14 protein-coding genes are annotated in these 17,436 nt (G+C 47.1%); 6 read left to right on the top strand and 8 right to left on the bottom strand.

What is annotated here, in order from left to right; translation table 11 throughout:
- Positions 1 to 163: 163 nt before the first annotated feature.
- Positions 164 to 2,782: an ATP-dependent chaperone ClpB gene (clpB, locus tag WBG78_RS24195; RefSeq protein ID WP_337329089.1), complete on the bottom strand. Its 2,619-nt coding sequence runs from the start codon at positions 2,780 to 2,782 to the stop codon at positions 164 to 166.
- Between the two features lie 122 nt (positions 2,783 to 2,904).
- Here clpB and WBG78_RS24190 point away from each other — a divergent pair, with 122 nt between their 5' ends.
- The 3 genes from WBG78_RS24190 to WBG78_RS24180 all read left to right on the top strand — a co-directional run bounded on the left by WBG78_RS24190 (position 2,905) and on the right by WBG78_RS24180 (position 6,306).
- Complete coding sequence (locus WBG78_RS24190) at positions 2,905 to 4,722, top strand: glycosyltransferase (protein WP_337329088.1); 1,818 nt, start codon at positions 2,905 to 2,907, stop codon at positions 4,720 to 4,722.
- A gap of 228 nt (positions 4,723 to 4,950) precedes the next feature.
- Positions 4,951 to 5,862, top strand: coding sequence for a sugar phosphate isomerase/epimerase family protein (locus WBG78_RS24185; protein WP_337329087.1), 912 nt, complete (start codon positions 4,951 to 4,953; stop codon positions 5,860 to 5,862).
- A gap of 102 nt (positions 5,863 to 5,964) precedes the next feature.
- Positions 5,965 to 6,306: a Dabb family protein gene (locus tag WBG78_RS24180; RefSeq protein WP_443092802.1), complete on the top strand. Its 342-nt coding sequence runs from the start codon at positions 5,965 to 5,967 to the stop codon at positions 6,304 to 6,306.
- A gap of 130 nt (positions 6,307 to 6,436) precedes the next feature.
- Here WBG78_RS24180 and WBG78_RS24175 read toward each other — a convergent pair whose 3' ends face one another.
- A complete protein-coding gene (locus WBG78_RS24175) occupies positions 6,437 to 7,504 on the bottom strand; it encodes a mandelate racemase/muconate lactonizing enzyme family protein (protein WP_337329085.1) in 1,068 nt (355 codons plus the stop codon).
- A gap of 47 nt (positions 7,505 to 7,551) precedes the next feature.
- Entirely contained in the window at positions 7,552 to 8,625 is a 1,074-nt protein-coding gene (locus WBG78_RS24170) for a DUF1611 domain-containing protein (RefSeq protein WP_337329084.1), read from the bottom strand.
- A 225-nt stretch (positions 8,626 to 8,850) separates the two neighbouring features.
- Here WBG78_RS24170 and WBG78_RS24165 point away from each other — a divergent pair, with 225 nt between their 5' ends.
- The 3 genes from WBG78_RS24165 to WBG78_RS24155 all read left to right on the top strand — a co-directional run bounded on the left by WBG78_RS24165 (position 8,851) and on the right by WBG78_RS24155 (position 11,165).
- Positions 8,851 to 9,276: a hypothetical protein gene (locus tag WBG78_RS24165; RefSeq protein ID WP_337329083.1), complete on the top strand. Its 426-nt coding sequence runs from the start codon at positions 8,851 to 8,853 to the stop codon at positions 9,274 to 9,276.
- A gap of 110 nt (positions 9,277 to 9,386) precedes the next feature.
- Entirely contained in the window at positions 9,387 to 10,430 is a 1,044-nt protein-coding gene (gene rlmN, locus WBG78_RS24160; RefSeq protein ID WP_337329082.1) for a 23S rRNA (adenine(2503)-C(2))-methyltransferase RlmN, read from the top strand.
- A gap of 54 nt (positions 10,431 to 10,484) precedes the next feature.
- A complete protein-coding gene (locus tag WBG78_RS24155) occupies positions 10,485 to 11,165 on the top strand; it encodes a carboxypeptidase-like regulatory domain-containing protein (protein ID WP_337329081.1) in 681 nt (226 codons plus the stop codon).
- Positions 11,166 to 11,176: 11 nt separating this feature from the next.
- Here WBG78_RS24155 and WBG78_RS24150 read toward each other — a convergent pair whose 3' ends face one another.
- The 5 genes from WBG78_RS24150 to WBG78_RS24130 form a co-directional block, all read right to left on the bottom strand.
- Positions 11,177 to 11,449 (bottom strand): acylphosphatase, encoded by a 273-nt coding sequence (locus WBG78_RS24150; protein ID WP_337329080.1) that lies wholly within the window; start codon positions 11,447 to 11,449, stop codon positions 11,177 to 11,179.
- Positions 11,450 to 11,471: 22 nt separating this feature from the next.
- Complete coding sequence (locus tag WBG78_RS24145) at positions 11,472 to 13,076, bottom strand: NADP-dependent glyceraldehyde-3-phosphate dehydrogenase (RefSeq protein WP_337329079.1); 1,605 nt, start codon at positions 13,074 to 13,076, stop codon at positions 11,472 to 11,474.
- 199 nt (positions 13,077 to 13,275) lie between these two features.
- Positions 13,276 to 13,662, bottom strand: a complete 387-nt coding sequence (locus WBG78_RS24140; RefSeq protein WP_337329078.1) for a hypothetical protein — start codon at positions 13,660 to 13,662, stop codon at positions 13,276 to 13,278.
- 208 nt (positions 13,663 to 13,870) lie between these two features.
- Positions 13,871 to 14,353: a thermonuclease family protein gene (locus WBG78_RS24135; RefSeq protein ID WP_337329077.1), complete on the bottom strand. Its 483-nt coding sequence runs from the start codon at positions 14,351 to 14,353 to the stop codon at positions 13,871 to 13,873.
- A 143-nt stretch (positions 14,354 to 14,496) separates the two neighbouring features.
- Positions 14,497 to 17,379 (bottom strand): tetratricopeptide repeat protein, encoded by a 2,883-nt coding sequence (locus WBG78_RS24130; protein ID WP_337329076.1) that lies wholly within the window; start codon positions 17,377 to 17,379, stop codon positions 14,497 to 14,499.
- Between the last annotated feature and the right edge of the window lie 57 nt (positions 17,380 to 17,436).

Genomic DNA, 17,436 nt, shown 5'->3' with positions numbered 1-17,436 from the left:
GCGCCGCGAAGCGCGCCGACACCTGATCACCAAATCCCAATATCAGCAAATCTCCAAATAAAAAAAGCCGGCGCCGTTAAGCGCCGACTTCAAACCAAACCCCTCAACCAATCTATTTCCCGCTATTAAGTGAGCGGGAGTCACCAATCCTTAAACCATTTACCTACTCAACAATTTCCGCCGCCTCAAGGTTCTCGAATATGAATTCATTTTCATTTTTCAGGTCCACGAAGATTATTGAATCCTTGTGCACCTTTCCTGCAAGTATCTGCTTCGAGAGTTCATTCAGAATCTCACGTTGCATCACGCGTTTCAGAGGTCTTGCTCCAAACTGAGGATCGAATCCAAGTTTAGCAAGCCTGTTGCGTGCAGCCTCTCCGATATCAAGTTTAACACCAGCTTCTTCAAGACGTTTGCGCACCTGGTCGACCTGTATATCAACTATCTTACGGATATCGTTCTGACTTAGCGGCCTGAACATGATAATCTCGTCGATGCGGTTGACAAACTCTGGTCGTACTGTTTTGCGTAGTAACGTCATCACTTCGTCTTTCGTACTTTCCAGCACATCGAAATAATTTTCAGGAGTGATCTTCTCGAAATTCTCCTGGATCAAATGCGATCCGATGTTGGTCGTCATAATGATGATGGTGTTCTTGAAGTTGGCGACACGACCTTTGTTATCGGTGAGTCTTCCATCATCCAAAACCTGCAACAATATGTTGAACACGTCCGGGTGTGCCTTCTCGATTTCATCGAGCAGAATTACAGAATAAGGTTTGCGCCTTACTGCTTCTGTTAGCTGCCCGCCTTCATCATAGCCAACGTATCCTGGGGGTGCACCGATCAGCCTGCTTACGCTATGGCGTTCCTGGTACTCGCTCATGTCGATACGAACCATGGCTGTCTCATCATTAAACAAATAGTCTGCCAAAGCTTTCGACAATTCTGTTTTTCCAACACCAGTCGTTCCCATAAATATGAACGAACCGATTGGACGCTTTGGATCCTGAAGTCCTGCTCTGCTTCTCCGAACTGCATCACTCAACGCACGAATCGCTTCTTCCTGACCAGCCACACGTTTGCTGAGCTCTTCTTCAAGATTCAAAAGTTTCTCACGCTCAGTTTGCAACATGCGTGAAACCGGAATGCCAGTCCACTTGGCAACGACTTCGGCAATGTCTTCGCTGTCGACTTCCTCTTTCAGCAAAGATTTCTCGCCCTGCATCTCCTTCATCTTTTGATGATAAGAGTTAAGACGTGCTTCCGCCTCAGTTATTTTACCGTAACGGATTTCGGCAACCTTTCCGTAATCGCCGGCCTTCTCTGCCTGTTCGGCTTCGGACTTCAGCTTATCAATATTTTCTTTCTCCTTTTGAATACCATGAACCACTTCCTTTTCACTCTCCCACTTTGCCTTCAATGAATTGCGGGATTCTGAAAGATCCGCGATATCGCGGGTGAGGATGGTTTCCTTTTCTCTATCCTTTTCCCTGCGAATTGCTTCACGTTCAATCTCCAGTTGCATGATGCGGCGGTTAAGCTCATCAAGTTCTTCCGGAAGCGAATCCATTTCCAGGCGAAGTTTTGATGCAGCTTCGTCCATGAGGTCGATTGCCTTGTCGGGAAGAAAACGGTCGCTTATATAGCGATTCGACAACTCAACAGAGGCGATTACTGCATCGTCTTTGATGCGAACGCCGTGGTGCAATTCGTATTTATCTTTTATACCACGCAGTATGGAGATAGAATCTTCAACAGAAGGTTCATCAACCATTACCGACTGGAAGCGGCGTTCAAGCGCTTTATCTTTCTCTATATACTTCTGATACTCTTTTAAAGTAGTGGCCCCAATCGCATGAAGCTCACCCCGTGCCAGTGCAGGCTTTAAAAGATTCGCGGCGTCCATTGCTCCTTCTCCACCACCGCCTGCGCCAATCAACGTATGGATCTCGTCGATGAAAAGGATAATCTCTCCATTTGAATCCGTTACTTCTTTGATGACAGCTTTGAGTCTCTCTTCAAACTCACCTTTGTATTTCGCACCGGCAACGAGCAGGCCCATATCGAGTGATATCAGCACTTTTGTTTTCAGGTTCTCCGGCACGTCACCATCGACAATTCGCTGGGCCATTCCCTCGACGATCGCTGTTTTACCTACACCAGGTTCTCCCAACAGAATTGGATTGTTCTTGGTACGGCGACTGAGAATTTGTAATACACGACGAATCTCTTCATCACGGCCGATTACCGGATCTATCCTGCCTGCTTTGGCAAGCTCGTTCAGATTCTTAGAATAACGCTCGAGTGATTTGTATTTTGATTCAGCATTCTGATCCGTCACTTTGGAACCACCGCGAAGTTCTTTGATGGCTTTAATCAAAGCGGAACGATCGACGCCAGCATCTTTCAACAGGCCCGACGCTTTATCCTTTGAAGAAAGCACTGCCAGCAAAAGATGTTCAACAGCGATGAACTCATCCTTGAATTCCTTCAGTTCTTTCTCGGCTTGCTGCAGTATGCTGTTCGCTGCAGACGACAAATAAGGTTGTTGCCCTGAAACGTGTGGATAGGACTTTATTAGGTCATCGAGTTTTGTTTCAAGCAGGCCAACGTTTACATTCAGTTTTTTGAAAAGGTAACTGGAAACATTCTCGTCAATTTCAAGAATGCCCTTTAGCAGGTGCCCTGGTTCAATAGCCTGTTGCTGATTGTTCATGGCAATCTCAGCAGACTTCTGCAGTGCTTCCTGTGATTTTATTGTGTATTTCTCGAAGTTCATATGTTTAGTCTCAGGTCCGTTTGATCAAAAAATAATCCAGTAAAAGCAGAGACCTAATTTCAGAAATTTTGACATTTGAAATGACGCGAAAAGGACCTAAAACGGCCATTCTGGCTTAAAAGATGCCAAAACGATCGTCTGATGTTAAGAACAAGTTCCCCCAGGCTTGTATTGTAGAAATTGCCTGGGAGGTATGTAACCAGGTTGGCGGAATTTATACTGTTATCCGATCGAAGGCCCCTGCCATGGTGAGGCATGCCAGCGGACCTTTTTGCATGATCGGCCCCTATATGGGGCGTGGCATACAGGCCGAGCTGGAGCCGCTTGACGATGCGGAGGACATTTTCGGACAGGCAGCCGCCACGTTGCGAAAGCGCGGTTTTGACGTTCACTATGCAGAGTGGCTTGTGCCGGGTAAGCCACGCGTTGTCCTGTTGAATCCCAATGTTGTTCAGGATAAGGCACTCAATGTTGTTAAATATCTGCTTTGGAAGAATCATGGAATCAGCACGCCAAACGACAATCCACTCATTAATCAGGTAGTCGCATTCGGATACCTCACCAAGCTATTCTTTGATGAGCTTGTTAAACTGACCGATCTGCCAATCATCGCGCACTTTCACGAGTGGATGGCCTGCCTTCCAATACTGGACATCAGGAAAGAAGAGATGCCGGTTAAGACGGTATTCACGACGCACGCGACTCAACTGGGAAGGCATCTCGCAATCAATTCACCTATGTTCTATGCTCATCTTCCTTTTTTCAAGTGGGAAGAAGAAGCGAGGAGGTTTGGAATTCAAACAGAAGCCTCAATTGAATATGCCTGTGCCCAGCGTACTCATCTCTTTACAACCGTAAGTGACGTGACCGCGCGCGAATGCAAGCATCTCCTTAAGCGCAAACCAGAGGTTATACTGCCAAACGGATTAAGTATTGAGCGTTTCGAAGCGCTGCATGAATTTCAAAATAAGCACGTCGAATATAAAGAAGAGATCCACCATTTTGTGATGGCGCACTTCTTTCAGTCTTATTCTTTTGATCTCGACAAAACGATGTATTTCTTCACATCAGGCAGGTATGAATTCAAGAATAAGGGATATGATCTTACCATTGAAGCGTTGTCGAGGCTCAATCAACGATTGAAGAAAGAAGGTTCTGATGTTACGGTCGTTATGTTCGTGGTAACGAGGCAGGACTATCATAGCATCTATCCCGAAGTGCTTCAATCCATGGCCATGATGCAGGAGATCCTGCAAACGACCAGGGCTATTCAGGAGCAGGTGGGCAAGCGGCTTTTCTATCGGAGCACGTCACAGGAGGATCATCATTTACCTGATCTTAATTCGTTTGTAGATGAATACTGGAAGCTCCGCTATCGACGGACACTGCAGGCCTGGAGGTCGAAGAAGAATCCACTGGTGGTAACGCACAGGCTGGTGCATGAATCAAGCGACGAGATCCTGGCGGCAATTCACAGCAGAAAGCTGAACAACGGACCCGATGACCCGGTAAAAATCGTTTACCACCCGGATTTCATCAACGCAAGCAATCCCCTGTTCGGAATGGACTACAATCAGTTTGTGAGAGGATGCCACCTGGGCATTTTCCCCAGCTACTATGAGCCATGGGGATACACGCCCCTGGAATGTATGGCCAGCGGCATCCCCTCTGTGACCAGCGACCTATCGGGATTTGGTGACTATGTGATACATCATATTAACGATCATGAAAAGTACGGCTTGTTTGTTATCGAGCGTGGCAAGCGGACGTTTGACTGGTCGGCGAACCAGCTTACTGACGTCCTGTATGACTTCCTTCAACAGAACATGCGGCAGCGGATTATGCAGCGCAACAATGTGGAGAGTCATTCGGAAATATTTGATTGGCAAAACCTTATTAAGCACTACGCAGATGCGTATGAGGAAGTAATTAAGAATTAAGGAACACCTTGCGGTTTTGCAGGTTGTTTCCAGTGCTGTTTATATGGAATCTGGGATGTGATCAGGCTTAATCGCGCGCTCATCACAAAGGTTGAGGCCTGATGTGCAAAATTGACCATATTTGATATATTCGGAATGCCGTGTGGGCGGTTCTCGTGCTAAAATCGAGGGATGAGCACCGGTTTCGATAAAGCTGACTTCAACCACCAATATTTAAATCTACATCAGATGAGTTCAAGAAGAGATTTCATGAGAAAAGGTGCACTTGGTTTACTGGGCACCACGGCATGGCTAACCGCACCAAAAGCCAGTGCGGCGGCGACCGGTGAATTAATGGGTTTGCAACTGTACTCTGTGCGCGACGATATGAAGAAAGACCCCATGGGGACTCTAAAGCAGTTGTCGGCAATGGGCTACAAGAACGTAGAGCATGCAAACTATGTTGAAAGAAAGTTTTACGGTTATGCTCCGAAGGAATTCAGAAAAATATTAGATGACCTCGGCCTGAAGATGCCGAGTGGCCACACCGTTATGGGCAAACAGCATTGGGACGAGGCGACAAAAGATTTCACCGATTTGTGGAAGTATACGGTAGAAGACGCCGCCGTGGTGGGTCAGCAGTATGTAATTTCACCTTCCCTGGACAAGACACTTCGCAGCACTGCCAGCAGCCTTAAGCATTACATGGAGATCTTCAACAAGTCGGGCGAGCTCTGCAAGAAGTCGGGAATGAAGTTTGGCTACCACAACCACGATTTCGAATTCAGCGAAAAGCTGGATGGTCAGACTATGTATGACATCATGCTTACGGAAACAGACCCGAACCTTGTTGTTCAGCAACTCGATATTGGCAACCTGTACAACGGTGGTGCTAAAGCAATCGACATTGTGAAAAAATGGCCGGGCCGATTCGTGTCCATGCACGTCAAGGATGAGATCAAGGCATCAGGGGGTGGCAATCACGAATACGAAAGCTGCGTGCTGGGCAAAGGCATCGTGAATCCAAAAGAGGTTATCGATCTCGGACGCAAGTCGGGTGGCACGAAGCACTTCATCATTGAGCAGGAATCTTACCAGGGAAAAACGCCACTTGATGCCATGAAAGAGAATTACGGCATCATGAAGAAGTGGGGTTACTGAGGCCAATTAAGAATTAAGAGTTAAGAATTAAGAATTGAATTTAGAATTAGATAATCTATGAAGAAGGGACTGTTCATTCTTTCGTTATGTACACTACTTGCTATGGCAACAACTGATACACATGCTCAATCGAAAAAGGGTAAAGTACTGCGACACGTGGTGCTGTTTGCTTTTAAAAGCACTGCAACGCCAGAGGATATAAAGAAGGTGGAGCAAGCCTTCATTGCCCTGCCAGGGAAAATTAAAACGATCAAGGATTTTGAGTGGGGAACCAACAGCAGTCCCGAAGGAGTGAACCAGGGCCTGACCCATTGCTTCTTTTTGACATTCTCCAGCGACAAAGACAGAGACGATTACCTGGTGCATCCCGATCACAAAGCATTTGGTGCCATAGTCGGACCGGTTCTGGAAAAAGTAACGGTAGTTGACTACTGGACAAATTGAAATTAAGAATTAAGAGTTAAGAATTATGAATTAGCCGCCGGCCTGTTGGCTGATTGCCCGCCACGACCGTAGGTCGTGATAGCTAATTCATAATTCTTAACTCTTAATTCTTAATTCCCCCGACGGAGTGCTAAATCCTCTCTACCCCCAGCCCCGGTTTGTCCGAGCACGACATCATTCCGTCTTTCAGAATAAATCCTCCCTTTACCACGTCGCGGGCAAGGTCAAGGCTTCCATCAAGGTCGATGTATTTTGTATTCTCGCAGGCAAAGGCCGCGTGGAGAGCGGCTGTTATACTAACAATGCTTTCATCGTTGCATCCCCAGAAAAGGTCCACGCCCTCGGCCTGAGCGATATCGGCAATCTTCAATGCCTGGCTCACACCGCCACACTTCATCAGTTTGATGTTGAAGATATCAGCTGCCTTTGGTGGCTTGATAAGTTCGATTGCATCCTCCGGCGTGATCAGTGATTCGTCGGCTGCCAATACCTCGCGAACTTCTTTTGGAAGCGCCTTCATCTCTGCAATCTCGTTGGCTGGCAACGGCTGCTCTATCAGTTCAATATCCAGGTCATAGCAACGACCATAGAATTGAATGGTCTGCTCACGGGTATACCCCTGGTTGGCGTCGACTCTGATACCGATGCTGCTTCCAAACTTCTCACGAAGTTTCATCACGCGTTCAACATCTTCTTCAAGGTCGCGGCCCAGCTTTACTTTGATCACTTTAAAGCCACGCTTCTTATACTCCTCAGCCTCTTTCAATGTTTCCTCCACGTTCTTTATTCCGATGGTGTTTGAGGTTGGAAGCTTCTTGATCTTCTGACCTAGAAATTTCACGAGAGGAACATCCAGGAACTTGGTGAACACATCATGCAGCGCAATATCAATTGCCGCCCGTGCCGATGGATTTTCCGGAAATCTCTTCCATACCTCGTAGGTGAGGTAATTAAATTCACGGATGTCCTTCCCAATGAGAAACTCGAGATTTTTTTCTTTCAATGCATCGAGGCATTGTTCAAAGGACTCCCCTACCACATACTCACTTGGATTGCCAGCTCCTATACCAGTGATGCCGTTCTCGAGTGTGATTTCGACAAATGCATTGCGTACTTCGTCGACAGTCTTAAAGGCTATAGTGTAAGGCTTGGTGTTTCCAAGGTCTGCACTCCAGGATTTTACTTCTTTAATTTTCATATCGTGTAGGCCACGGTAAAGTGTAATGACGGCTTGTTTTATAAAGTTCAGACTTTAGCAACACTCTTTGCTATGAGTTTTTCAAATACCGGCACCAGTGCCTTCAATCCGTCTTCCAACGGTAAGACTACCGGCATTCCTAGTTCCTTTTCATATCTGGCGGCTGCTGCCCGTGCATCGCTTTCAGCCATTTTTGAAGTATTCAAGGTAATGGCTACAGTAGGCGCACCGTACATTTTGATCAATGCTACCTCATCGCGAAGTTCAGGGAGATACGCGGGGTAATATTCCATGTCCTTATACTGCTTCCTTGCAGGATGGTGTTGAAGCACGACAGCGTCGGCATCGGCAGAAACGATCCACTCAGCGCCAGCAGGGCCACTTGGATTCCGTAACGCCGACTGGCCTTCAATGAAAATAATATCGGGCTTTGCTTCTTCGTAACATTTCACGACCGCGTGTTCCATTTCACCGGAGATAAAGTCGTTCAATGTTGAGTCGAATACAAAACCATATTTGGCACCCTGCATCCATCCGGTCTGCCCGGTGTAAATCATTTCGGCTTTAAAACCAGCTTCACGCATAGTCTCGACCAGGAACCTGGTGGTGGTACGCTTACCGAGGGCGCAGTCGGTTCCAAGTACAGCAATCTTGGGACATTTCACTTCTTTTATCTGACCTGACCAGAAGTGAAGTTCTGTTGCCTTCTTCGGTTTACGAACATCGATAATCTCCAATCCCTTTTCCTTAGCGAGGGAAGCGAGCTCTGGAATATCGCTGATGTATTCGTGCAAGCCATTCACAAGGCTGAATCCGTTCTCGAGTGCTTCTTTCAAAAGCACGCGTAATGATTCAGGAATAACTCCACCTTTGGTAGCAACTCCAATCACGCAATACTTTGCGCGCTGGCCGGTCTTCAGAAAGTCGGCTACAGTTGCATAAACGGGGATACTCCGGTTCTTACCGTCGAGTACTTCGCCGGCGTCCCGGCCGGCAGACTTGTCGTCCACAAATCCCAGTATTTTAAACCTATCGGTGCCTCGGATAAGTCCGTGGGCAGTTTTTGCGTTGCTCGAGGCAAGATATCCGCCTGTGAGCACGATCGCGGTGCTTTTCTCCATGGATTAGAATTGAAGGGCTAAAATTTCGCTCAATAAAGCGAGTTTTCAAAAGAATGGGCAGCGTGAGATATCCAATTAGTTTTCACGATCACGCGAACGATGATTCTTGGGTCTGTGATTTATGATGCTCACAGTCAGAAGGCTGGTTTGCACTAAATCAATCCCTTTTAACCGGCTCAATTTTTGAGTAAATTTGGTTAATGACCATCAGGTCAAGGCACGTTCATGAAAAAGCTTATTTTATTGTTGGCTTTAACCGGGTATACCCTGTTAGGCCAGGCACAATCGATTGTCGGTCGCTGGCAACTTGTTAAGCAGAGCAGCTGTGTTGAAGATGAATTAGGAGGAGATGATGATGACGCGCAGGCACTTGTAGACGACATGAAGTCAATGTCGGGGTCTACGCCCCAGGTTCTTGAACTCAAAGACAACAACACCGGTCAGGAGAGCACCAAGATCATCAGCAAAAAGAAGTCGTATAACTCCAAGTCTTTCATGTATCGTTACAATGAGAACGGTCTGTACTTTCTGGATAAGAAGTCAAAGACCATTATAGAAGGATACACGGTCGAAAAGCTGGAAGGAGACTCGCTCATCATCAGCAACGCATCACGCGTTTGCGAGACCAGGATTTTTGTGCGTATTAAATAGGCAGTTGGCGTAAGTGCCGGCGAACTCGCCAATTAATCTTCTTTCGCTACCTTTGCAGGATGCATTGACGCGAAACCGCGTTAAATGCCTGCACAGGCGCAATTTCAGTCATGGTTGAAACGTCCAGACGCGACATCCGAAAACTAAAGCTTGACGAGCTCAAACAATTTTTTGTTGAGCACGGCGAGAAGCCTTTTCGCGCCCAGCAGGTATATGAATGGCTTTGGAACAAGTCTGCGAAGGACTTTGATCAAATGACCAATCTTTCAGTTGGGTTGCGTGAGATGCTAAAACAGAACTTCGCGATCAATCACATCAATGTCGATCGCATGCAACGCAGTTCTGATGGAACGATCAAGAACGCGGTAACGCTTTACGACGGCATGGTGGTAGAATCCGTGCTGATTCCAACTGAGAAGCGGATTACTGCGTGTGTTTCATCGCAGGTAGGGTGCAGTCTGGCCTGTAAGTTCTGTGCTACTGCGCGACTTAAGCGTCAGCGAAATCTGAGCCCTGATGAGATCTATGATCAGGTGGTTGCTATCAAGGAGCAGGCCCAGCTTTATTATGGGCGGCCGTTGACGAATATTGTTTTCATGGGTATGGGCGAGCCTCTGCTCAACTATGCTAACGTGATGTCTGCCATTGAGAAGATAACTTCTCAGAAGGGACTGAACATGGCCAACAAACGGATTACGGTTTCGACCGTAGGTGTGGCCAAGATGATTGTGAAGATGGCAGACGATAATGTGAAGTTCAATCTTGCCGTGTCGTTACACGCTGCATTGGACAAGACCCGCTCTGCAATCATGCCTATTAACGACACCAATCCATTGTCGGAGCTCGGTGACGCGCTGAAGTACTGGTATCAGAAAACTAAGCGTAAGGTGACTTACGAGTATGTCGTGTGGAAAGGCATTAATGATACTGAAGAGCACGCTCAGGCGTTGCTCAAATTCTGTAAGATTATTCCTTCGAAAGTGAATCTGATAGAGTACAACCCGATCGACGAAGGCGAGTTTCAGCAGGCGAGCGAGGCGGCGTTGAATATGTATATGGATATCCTTGAGAGGAACGGCATAACTACACGCATTCGAAAAAGCCGTGGCAAGGATATTGATGCGGCATGCGGGCAGCTTGCCAATAAAACTTAATTGACCCGGCATTCATCCTATTGATGGGGGATGGGCCCTTGACTGAATGCGTAAATGAAGCGCTGGGAACTAACTTTTTGTCTTTTTTTATTTGTGTCGTTGCCATTATGCGCTCAGAAGCTGACGCATGGCATCGTTGTTGATTCCGCCACACTGAAGGCACTGCCTGGCGTACACGTACGCGTAAAGGGTAAGGATGTTTTTGCTGTGACGGGAAGTCTCGGAGCCTTCCAGATACGCTCAGCCAATACCGACACACTTGTCTTAACGATGGTCGGTTACACAACCACCCTGGTGCCGTTACTTCTCGAGGAAGAAGATCTGATGATCCGAATGGGTGAACGCTATCAGCTATTGCAGGAAGTAACGATATCTGGCAACAGGCTGTTTGAAAGCGATATTGTCAGGACTCAGCGAACGGCTCCAAGAAAGATGACAACAGCGGAGGCTTTTTCTTCGCCCTGGACTTACTTCTCGCGAGACCAGAAGGAGAGGCGAAAAGTAGTAAAGCTGATCAATGAAAACGACCGCATCAAAACCTATATCCAGGTGATCAACGATCAGGAAACCAGAGAAGACATCATGTTTGATCACGACATCTCCGAAACAGAATACTATAGCGCGCTGGCACTGTTTAATCAACAGAGTCAGGATGTGCTTTACTCAACAAATCCGAACGAGATTATCGAATCGCTGCGTGACTTTTTTGATCGCAAGTATAGCAGGCGCAAGTAATCGTCGCGTCGCTAACGTGCAATGGTGAACTCGCTATAGCCTTTAATGGTTCCTTCCTGCACATCAATGCGACTTACGGTTGCGCGCGGTGGTCCTTCAAGACACCATGAATAAAACTTATTGATTACTTCCTGTTCGCCTTCGACCTCGATCTGCACACTACCATCCGGAAGGTTCCATACGGAACCTGTGAGTCCGAGGCTTTTTGCAACATCGCGCGCAGAGGCCCGATAAAAAACTCCCTGCACTTTGCCACTGACGATGAAGGTAAGATGCTTAGTCATAGTTAGAATTGATCACCCGTGATCACATTATATAATCAGTACTGAGAAAGGCCGACTCGCGATTTCGGATAATTTCGCTCAGCACGCGCTTATTTTCTTCATTTGACTTAGTCGCAACAATCGTACGTATCGAGAACACGCGCAACGCATCGGCTATTGAAAGAGTGCCTTCTGCTGAATCCTTCCGGCCGTTGAAAGGAAAGTTATCAGGTCCACGCTGGCTTTGAGCATTCAGATTGATTCTGCCTACCTGGTTCACAAAGGCATCCATTAACTTCGCTACACGTTCAGAGTTTGTTCCAAATATACTAACCTGTTGTCCGAAGTTCGATTGAAGTACATAGTCAATTGCCTCATCGTCGTCGCTAAAGGGAACGATAGGCACCACTGGTCCAAACTGCTCTTCGTTGTAAATGCGCATTTTGTCGTTTACCGGATACAGTACGGCAGGGTAGAAAAATGTTTCATCCACTGAGCCACCATTCGCATTTACAACTCGTGCTCCGAACTTCTTTGCATCTTCTACGAGTCCGGTCAGATAGTCAACCTTTCCAGGTTCCGGCAATGGTGTAAGGGAGACGCCAGGGTCCCACGGCATTCCGGGTTTCAGTTTTTGTATGGCGGCGTTAAACTTCTCAATGAACGTATTTACGATGGAGTCATGTACATATAGGATCTTCAATGCCGTGCATCGTTGACCATTGAACGATAAAGATCCGGTAATGCATTCGGTCACAGCGACGTCAAGGTCGGCGTCCGGTAATACAATACCGGGATTTTTTGCATCCAGGCCGAGGACAGCTTTAAGTCGGTGGAGTTTGGGGTGGAGTTTCTTCAGTTCATTGGCGCCTTTGTTGGTTCCTATGAATGCGAAGACATCTATCTTGCCTGTCTCCATCAGGGCGCCAACGGTCTCACGGCCGCGGCCATAGATAATGTTGATTACACCTCTGGGAAAGCTGCTGCAAAAAGCATCCAGCAATGGACGTATCAAAAGAACACCATACTTCGCAGGTTTGAACACAACGCTGTTTCCCATGATCAATGCCGGGATCAGAGTTGAGAACGTTTCGTTCAATGGGTAATTGTACGGACCCATACACAACGCTACGCCTATTGGCACGCGTCTGATCTGCGCCATAAAGCCCTGCTCTTCCACAAGCTTGGCAGAATTACGATCGAGCTCTTTGTATGCATTGATGGTATCAACAATATAGTCGCACGTGCGGTCGAACTCTTTCTCCGAGTCCTTTAGTGATTTGCCGATCTCCCACATCAGAAGTTTTACAACTTCGTCGCGTTTTTGTCGCATCGCAGCAAGAAACTTTTCAACATGTGCTATGCGGTCAGCAACGCTCATCGTTGGCCATAGCCCTCTTCCAAGGTCGTATGCGCGCACGGCAGATTCAAGTGCCTCCAATGATTCTTTAGAGGTAAGCAATGGTGTGCTGCCAATGTCTTTCTGAATTAATTTATCGCCTTCCCTGATAAACACAGGACTCAAAACAGGATTGAGGGTGCCAGGCCATTGCTTCAGCTCACCATCAATAAGGTATTCGCGTTGCTCGATGCGCTGATTGATCCGGAATTGCTCAGGGATAGATTGTTCAGAGGGAAAATTAATCATGAGAGAAGGTCCTTTAGAAAGTTGGTTAATATCGGAATTGGCCGAACAACCAAACAAATCAGTTCTACGAAAACGATTTCCGTAGCATGATGATTCGGTGGGAAGCCAACCCACTCAAATTAACCAATAAAGAACCAGAAAAGATCGCAGTTACTTAAAAACAAATCGCAAGACTTCAATCAACAAGTCAACAAATAAATCAATGTCTTATTCCGCACTCCTTGCAATACTTAATCTTGCCGGGTGCATGTCTCTTGGGTTTTCGCTTGTGGCCGAAGTATGCTGGGTTTGCATACTGAGGTTTCATTAGCATGCGTTCGTTGTAACGGTAAGTTTTTGCACGCGCAGACATTCTATCTTCATATTCCTTCTGCGAATTGTAGGTGAGACCACTTGATTTCTTTCGTTGCTTCCTCTCCTTTACTGCGGGCGCATTAAAATCCATATCGTCAGAGCCAGGGCTCAACGTTGTCGGCTGATCGACAGCCGTACCACGACGGGCAGCTTTTTTTTCCTTACGCGTTAAATCCTGTCCGTAAGACGTTAGCGCAATCGTGACGAATAGTATAGAAAGCAGTAGTTTCATTCTGCAAGAGGATTCAAATATATTAACTACAAATCCCTATTAAAAATTGTTTGGCGACTGAATAAGCATACAAAAGAAAGGCCGGAAATACTGCTCTTACGATCGTAGAATTGCAATTCAACGACGAGGGCTGCAGATTATCCTGAAAAAAAGAAACTGCCCGCGGTTTCCCGGCAGGCAGTTCAAAACCAACCTAAACAACAAATTATTAGCTACTCTTTGGGGTCATCATGGATTGCTGGCGGCGGAATGTCCATGGCGGTGTTGGATTTTCGTCCTTCCAAAGGCCCTTCTTTTTGGACTGTGATGCTACCTTATATGACTCCAGTTCGTTTGATGTGCCTTCCTGCGTCCAGGCAAGTCCATCTTTCAAAAGCTGAATGCGTGGATCCTTCTTTCCATCGACCATCACCTCGGCGATAGAGTTACCTGTGCGGTCCTTGCCTTTCACAGTGACAGTTGCTTTTTTGTTCAGTGCCAACTTTTCAAGACAGATGCGCGCTTCGTCGCCATAGGCCTGAGTAAGTTCCGGACAGTCGATGCCGGACAAAACGATAATGTAGGTTTCGCCGGCGTTTGAGATAAACTCGAGGGTGTTACCATCGATGATTCGGGTAACCTTGCCCTCCATCGTGGTTGCGGGAGCTGCTGCCGCCACGAATAACAGAAAGAAACAGAGAATGGCTTTCATACAAGTGGTGTTTGACAAGTGGAGTTATGTTTTCTGGTATACAAAAACATCACCACCGTAAACAGCTTGCGAAATCGTGTGAAAAACGAGCTTGCCCCAACTTTCAGTACCAAATTGGGAGTTTCAAAGCATCAAAACGGGAATTACTTGCAGTATTGATCAATCTGGAACTTGGCTTTTCCGTCGCCAAATTCAACGGCACGGCGCCAGTCAAAGCATGCCTTGTCCTGCTGTTTCAGCTGGTAGTAGAAGTTACCACGCTGCTTGTAATATGAAGCGTTCTTGGGTTCGATTCGTATTGCCTCATCCATATCTGAGACGCCCGCGCCGTAATCGTCCAATTGCGATTTACAGGTCGCGCGATTGTAGTACGCGGTTCCATCTTCAGGATTGAACTGAATCACCTTATTGTAGTCAAGCATGGCGCCTTCATAATCTTCGAGTGATTCCTTCACCAGTGCTCTGTTGAAGTGCGCATCGACGCTCTTCGGATCCAGATCAACAGCTTTGTTGAATTCGCCAACAGCCTTCTTATAGTCTTCAAGTGCAGCGTAAGCTCTTCCCTTGTTCAGAAAAAGTGTAATACTGTTCTCCCCTGCCTTCTGTGCATTCTCCAGGCTCTGTAAAGCAGTCTGGTAATCCTCGGTATCAATCTCCATGAGGCCGCGACGAATGTATACTGTCTTGTTATCCTTTACACCTGCAGCGATAACCTTTCCATAGTATTCATACGCAGGGGGAAACTTTTCCATCGCATAATAGGCATCGGCAAGTGTAAGATACAGGTCGGCGCCTGGCTTCTCCGTTAGCTTTTCAACATCGCGAAAGTCGCGCACCGCTTCATCGTATTTCTTGAGACTGATGTAAGCCTGGCCGCGATTCTCGAATGCTTTAACGTAGTCGGGCTTTTTTTGCAGCGCTGTTCCGAAGTCGGTTATTGCAGCAGGATAATTCTGCTGCAACATATACGCCTTTCCCCGATTGTTGAATAGTACAGGATCCGTTATTCCTCCACCAATCGCTTTTGTATAGTCGTCAATCGCACCAGCAGTATTATTGGTCACCATTCGGGCATCGCCGCGATGAAAGTATGCAATAAACAATTTACTATCACGCGTAACGGCCTCGTCGAAATCCGCCAATGCTTCAGTATAAGCCTTGGTTTCGTATCGCGACCAGCCTCTCATGTCATAAGCAGTCGGTTCATCAATGCCGCTTTTTATTGCCTTGTCAAGATCGGTCAGTGCGCTGGCATAATCTTTACGGGCAAACTTTGCTGCGCCTCTCTTGAAGAACAGTGCCTTATCCGTTTGGCCTGCGTCAATTGCCTTGTTGAGGTCGTTGATTGCTTTTTCATATTCTTTCAACTCGAAGTAGGCATTTCCCCGAACTGCATATAGAGTGTTATCCTTTGCTGATCCGTCGATTGCTTTTGTAAGATCGGCTGCAGCACCGGCGTAGTCTTTAGTTTGATACTTGCTTTTACCCAACATGGCAAGGTCATCTGGTGTCACTTCGCCCCGCGACGCAACGATAGCCATATCCGCCACTGTGCCGGCATAGTCATTCAGCTGATAGCGTGCCGCGCCCCTGTTGCGTGTAGCCGTTGTGTAATCCTTCTTAATTCCCATGGCACGATCGAAATCAGCAATGGATTCCTTTGCCTGGCCAAGTGACAATTTGGACTTGCCGCGATTGTTATAAATCACCTCGTCGTTTGCTCCGAGGTTAATGGCATTGTCGTAGGCTTCAATGGCGCCCTTGTAATCGTTTTGCTTGAACCGTGCATTACCGAGTTGATAGTACAAGTCCTTGTTCTTACTACCCAGGGCAACGGCCTTTTCGAGGGCAGGAAGTGCCTCCTTTTCCTTTTGTGTACTCAGATAAGAAATTCCCAACGCCTCATAAGTAGAGAGATCAGCAATTCCAGCGGCCACGGCTTTCTCAAGATCCGGCGCGGCGACAGCGAACTGCTTCTGCTGAAATGCCGACATGCCATGAGCGTGAATTATTTCCTTCTCTGTGGCTCCCGCCGCTATTGCCTTACCCAGAGTTTCAAGAGCCGGTGCATATTCCTTATTCTGATACTGACATTGTCCAAGGGCTGAAAAAACTTCTTTGCCTGCAGCACCCATTGACACAGCGGCAGAAAGACTTTTTGAAGCTTCCGCACAGTTATTCAAACGCACCTGTGAAAGGCCTAGCATGGTGAATACTTCCTTGTCGCGTACCTTCTTATCAACGGCGCTCTTCAACGCGTCGGCAGCGCCCTTGTAGTCCAGGAGATTATACTTCGCGGTTCCAACCCGCTGAAAAATTTCGGCATCTGATCTACCCGAGGCGATTACTTTGTCATAGTCTTCCACGCTGCCTTTCCAGTCGCTGAGCTTATAACGCGCATCACCCCTGTTCAGGAGGGTATTTGCTACTCCGGGTTTCAATTCCAGTGATTTGTCGTAGTCGGTCAATGCACCTTTAAAGTCCTGCAGGTTGGCCTTTGCTTTACCGCGATTGTTATACAGCGTAGGATCCGATTTACCTGCTGCTACTGCCTTGTCGTAATTGCTGATGGCATCCTTGAAGTTGTCCATTCTGAACTTCGCGTTTCCAAGGTTCGCGAATGTATCGGCACCCTTAGCCCCCATGCTGACGGCCTTTTCAAGGTCTGTTGATGCTCCGTCAATGTCTTCGAGCAGATATCGTGTATTTCCACGATATTCAAACAACTCTGCGGTATTAATGCGGCCTTTTACAGCCTCATCGAAATCCGACTTCGCCTTTTCATAGTCTTTCGTCATGTACAAGGCGATACCCCTTTTTACGTAAACTTCCTTGTTGGTGAACCCGGAGTTGATCAACTGTGTGAACTGAAGGGAGGCGCCGTTGTAATCATTGGAAGAAAGTTTCCTGAGGCCTGACTCCCAATTCACACGCATGATTGAATCCTGTTTCTGGGATTCTGGTTTCTGAGCGAGAAGGGTTACGGAGACAAGAAAAAATCCAAACGCGAAAAAAAGTGCCCTCATAGCGTTAGCAAGGTGAACAGCAAATTTACCAATCATTTGCAGATTGTGCGTGTCGTT

This window comes from Chryseolinea sp. T2, assembly GCF_037203685.1.
Taxonomy (GTDB): domain Bacteria; phylum Bacteroidota; class Bacteroidia; order Cytophagales; family Cyclobacteriaceae; genus Chryseolinea.
This window is presented reverse-complemented; position numbering and strand designations above follow the sequence as displayed.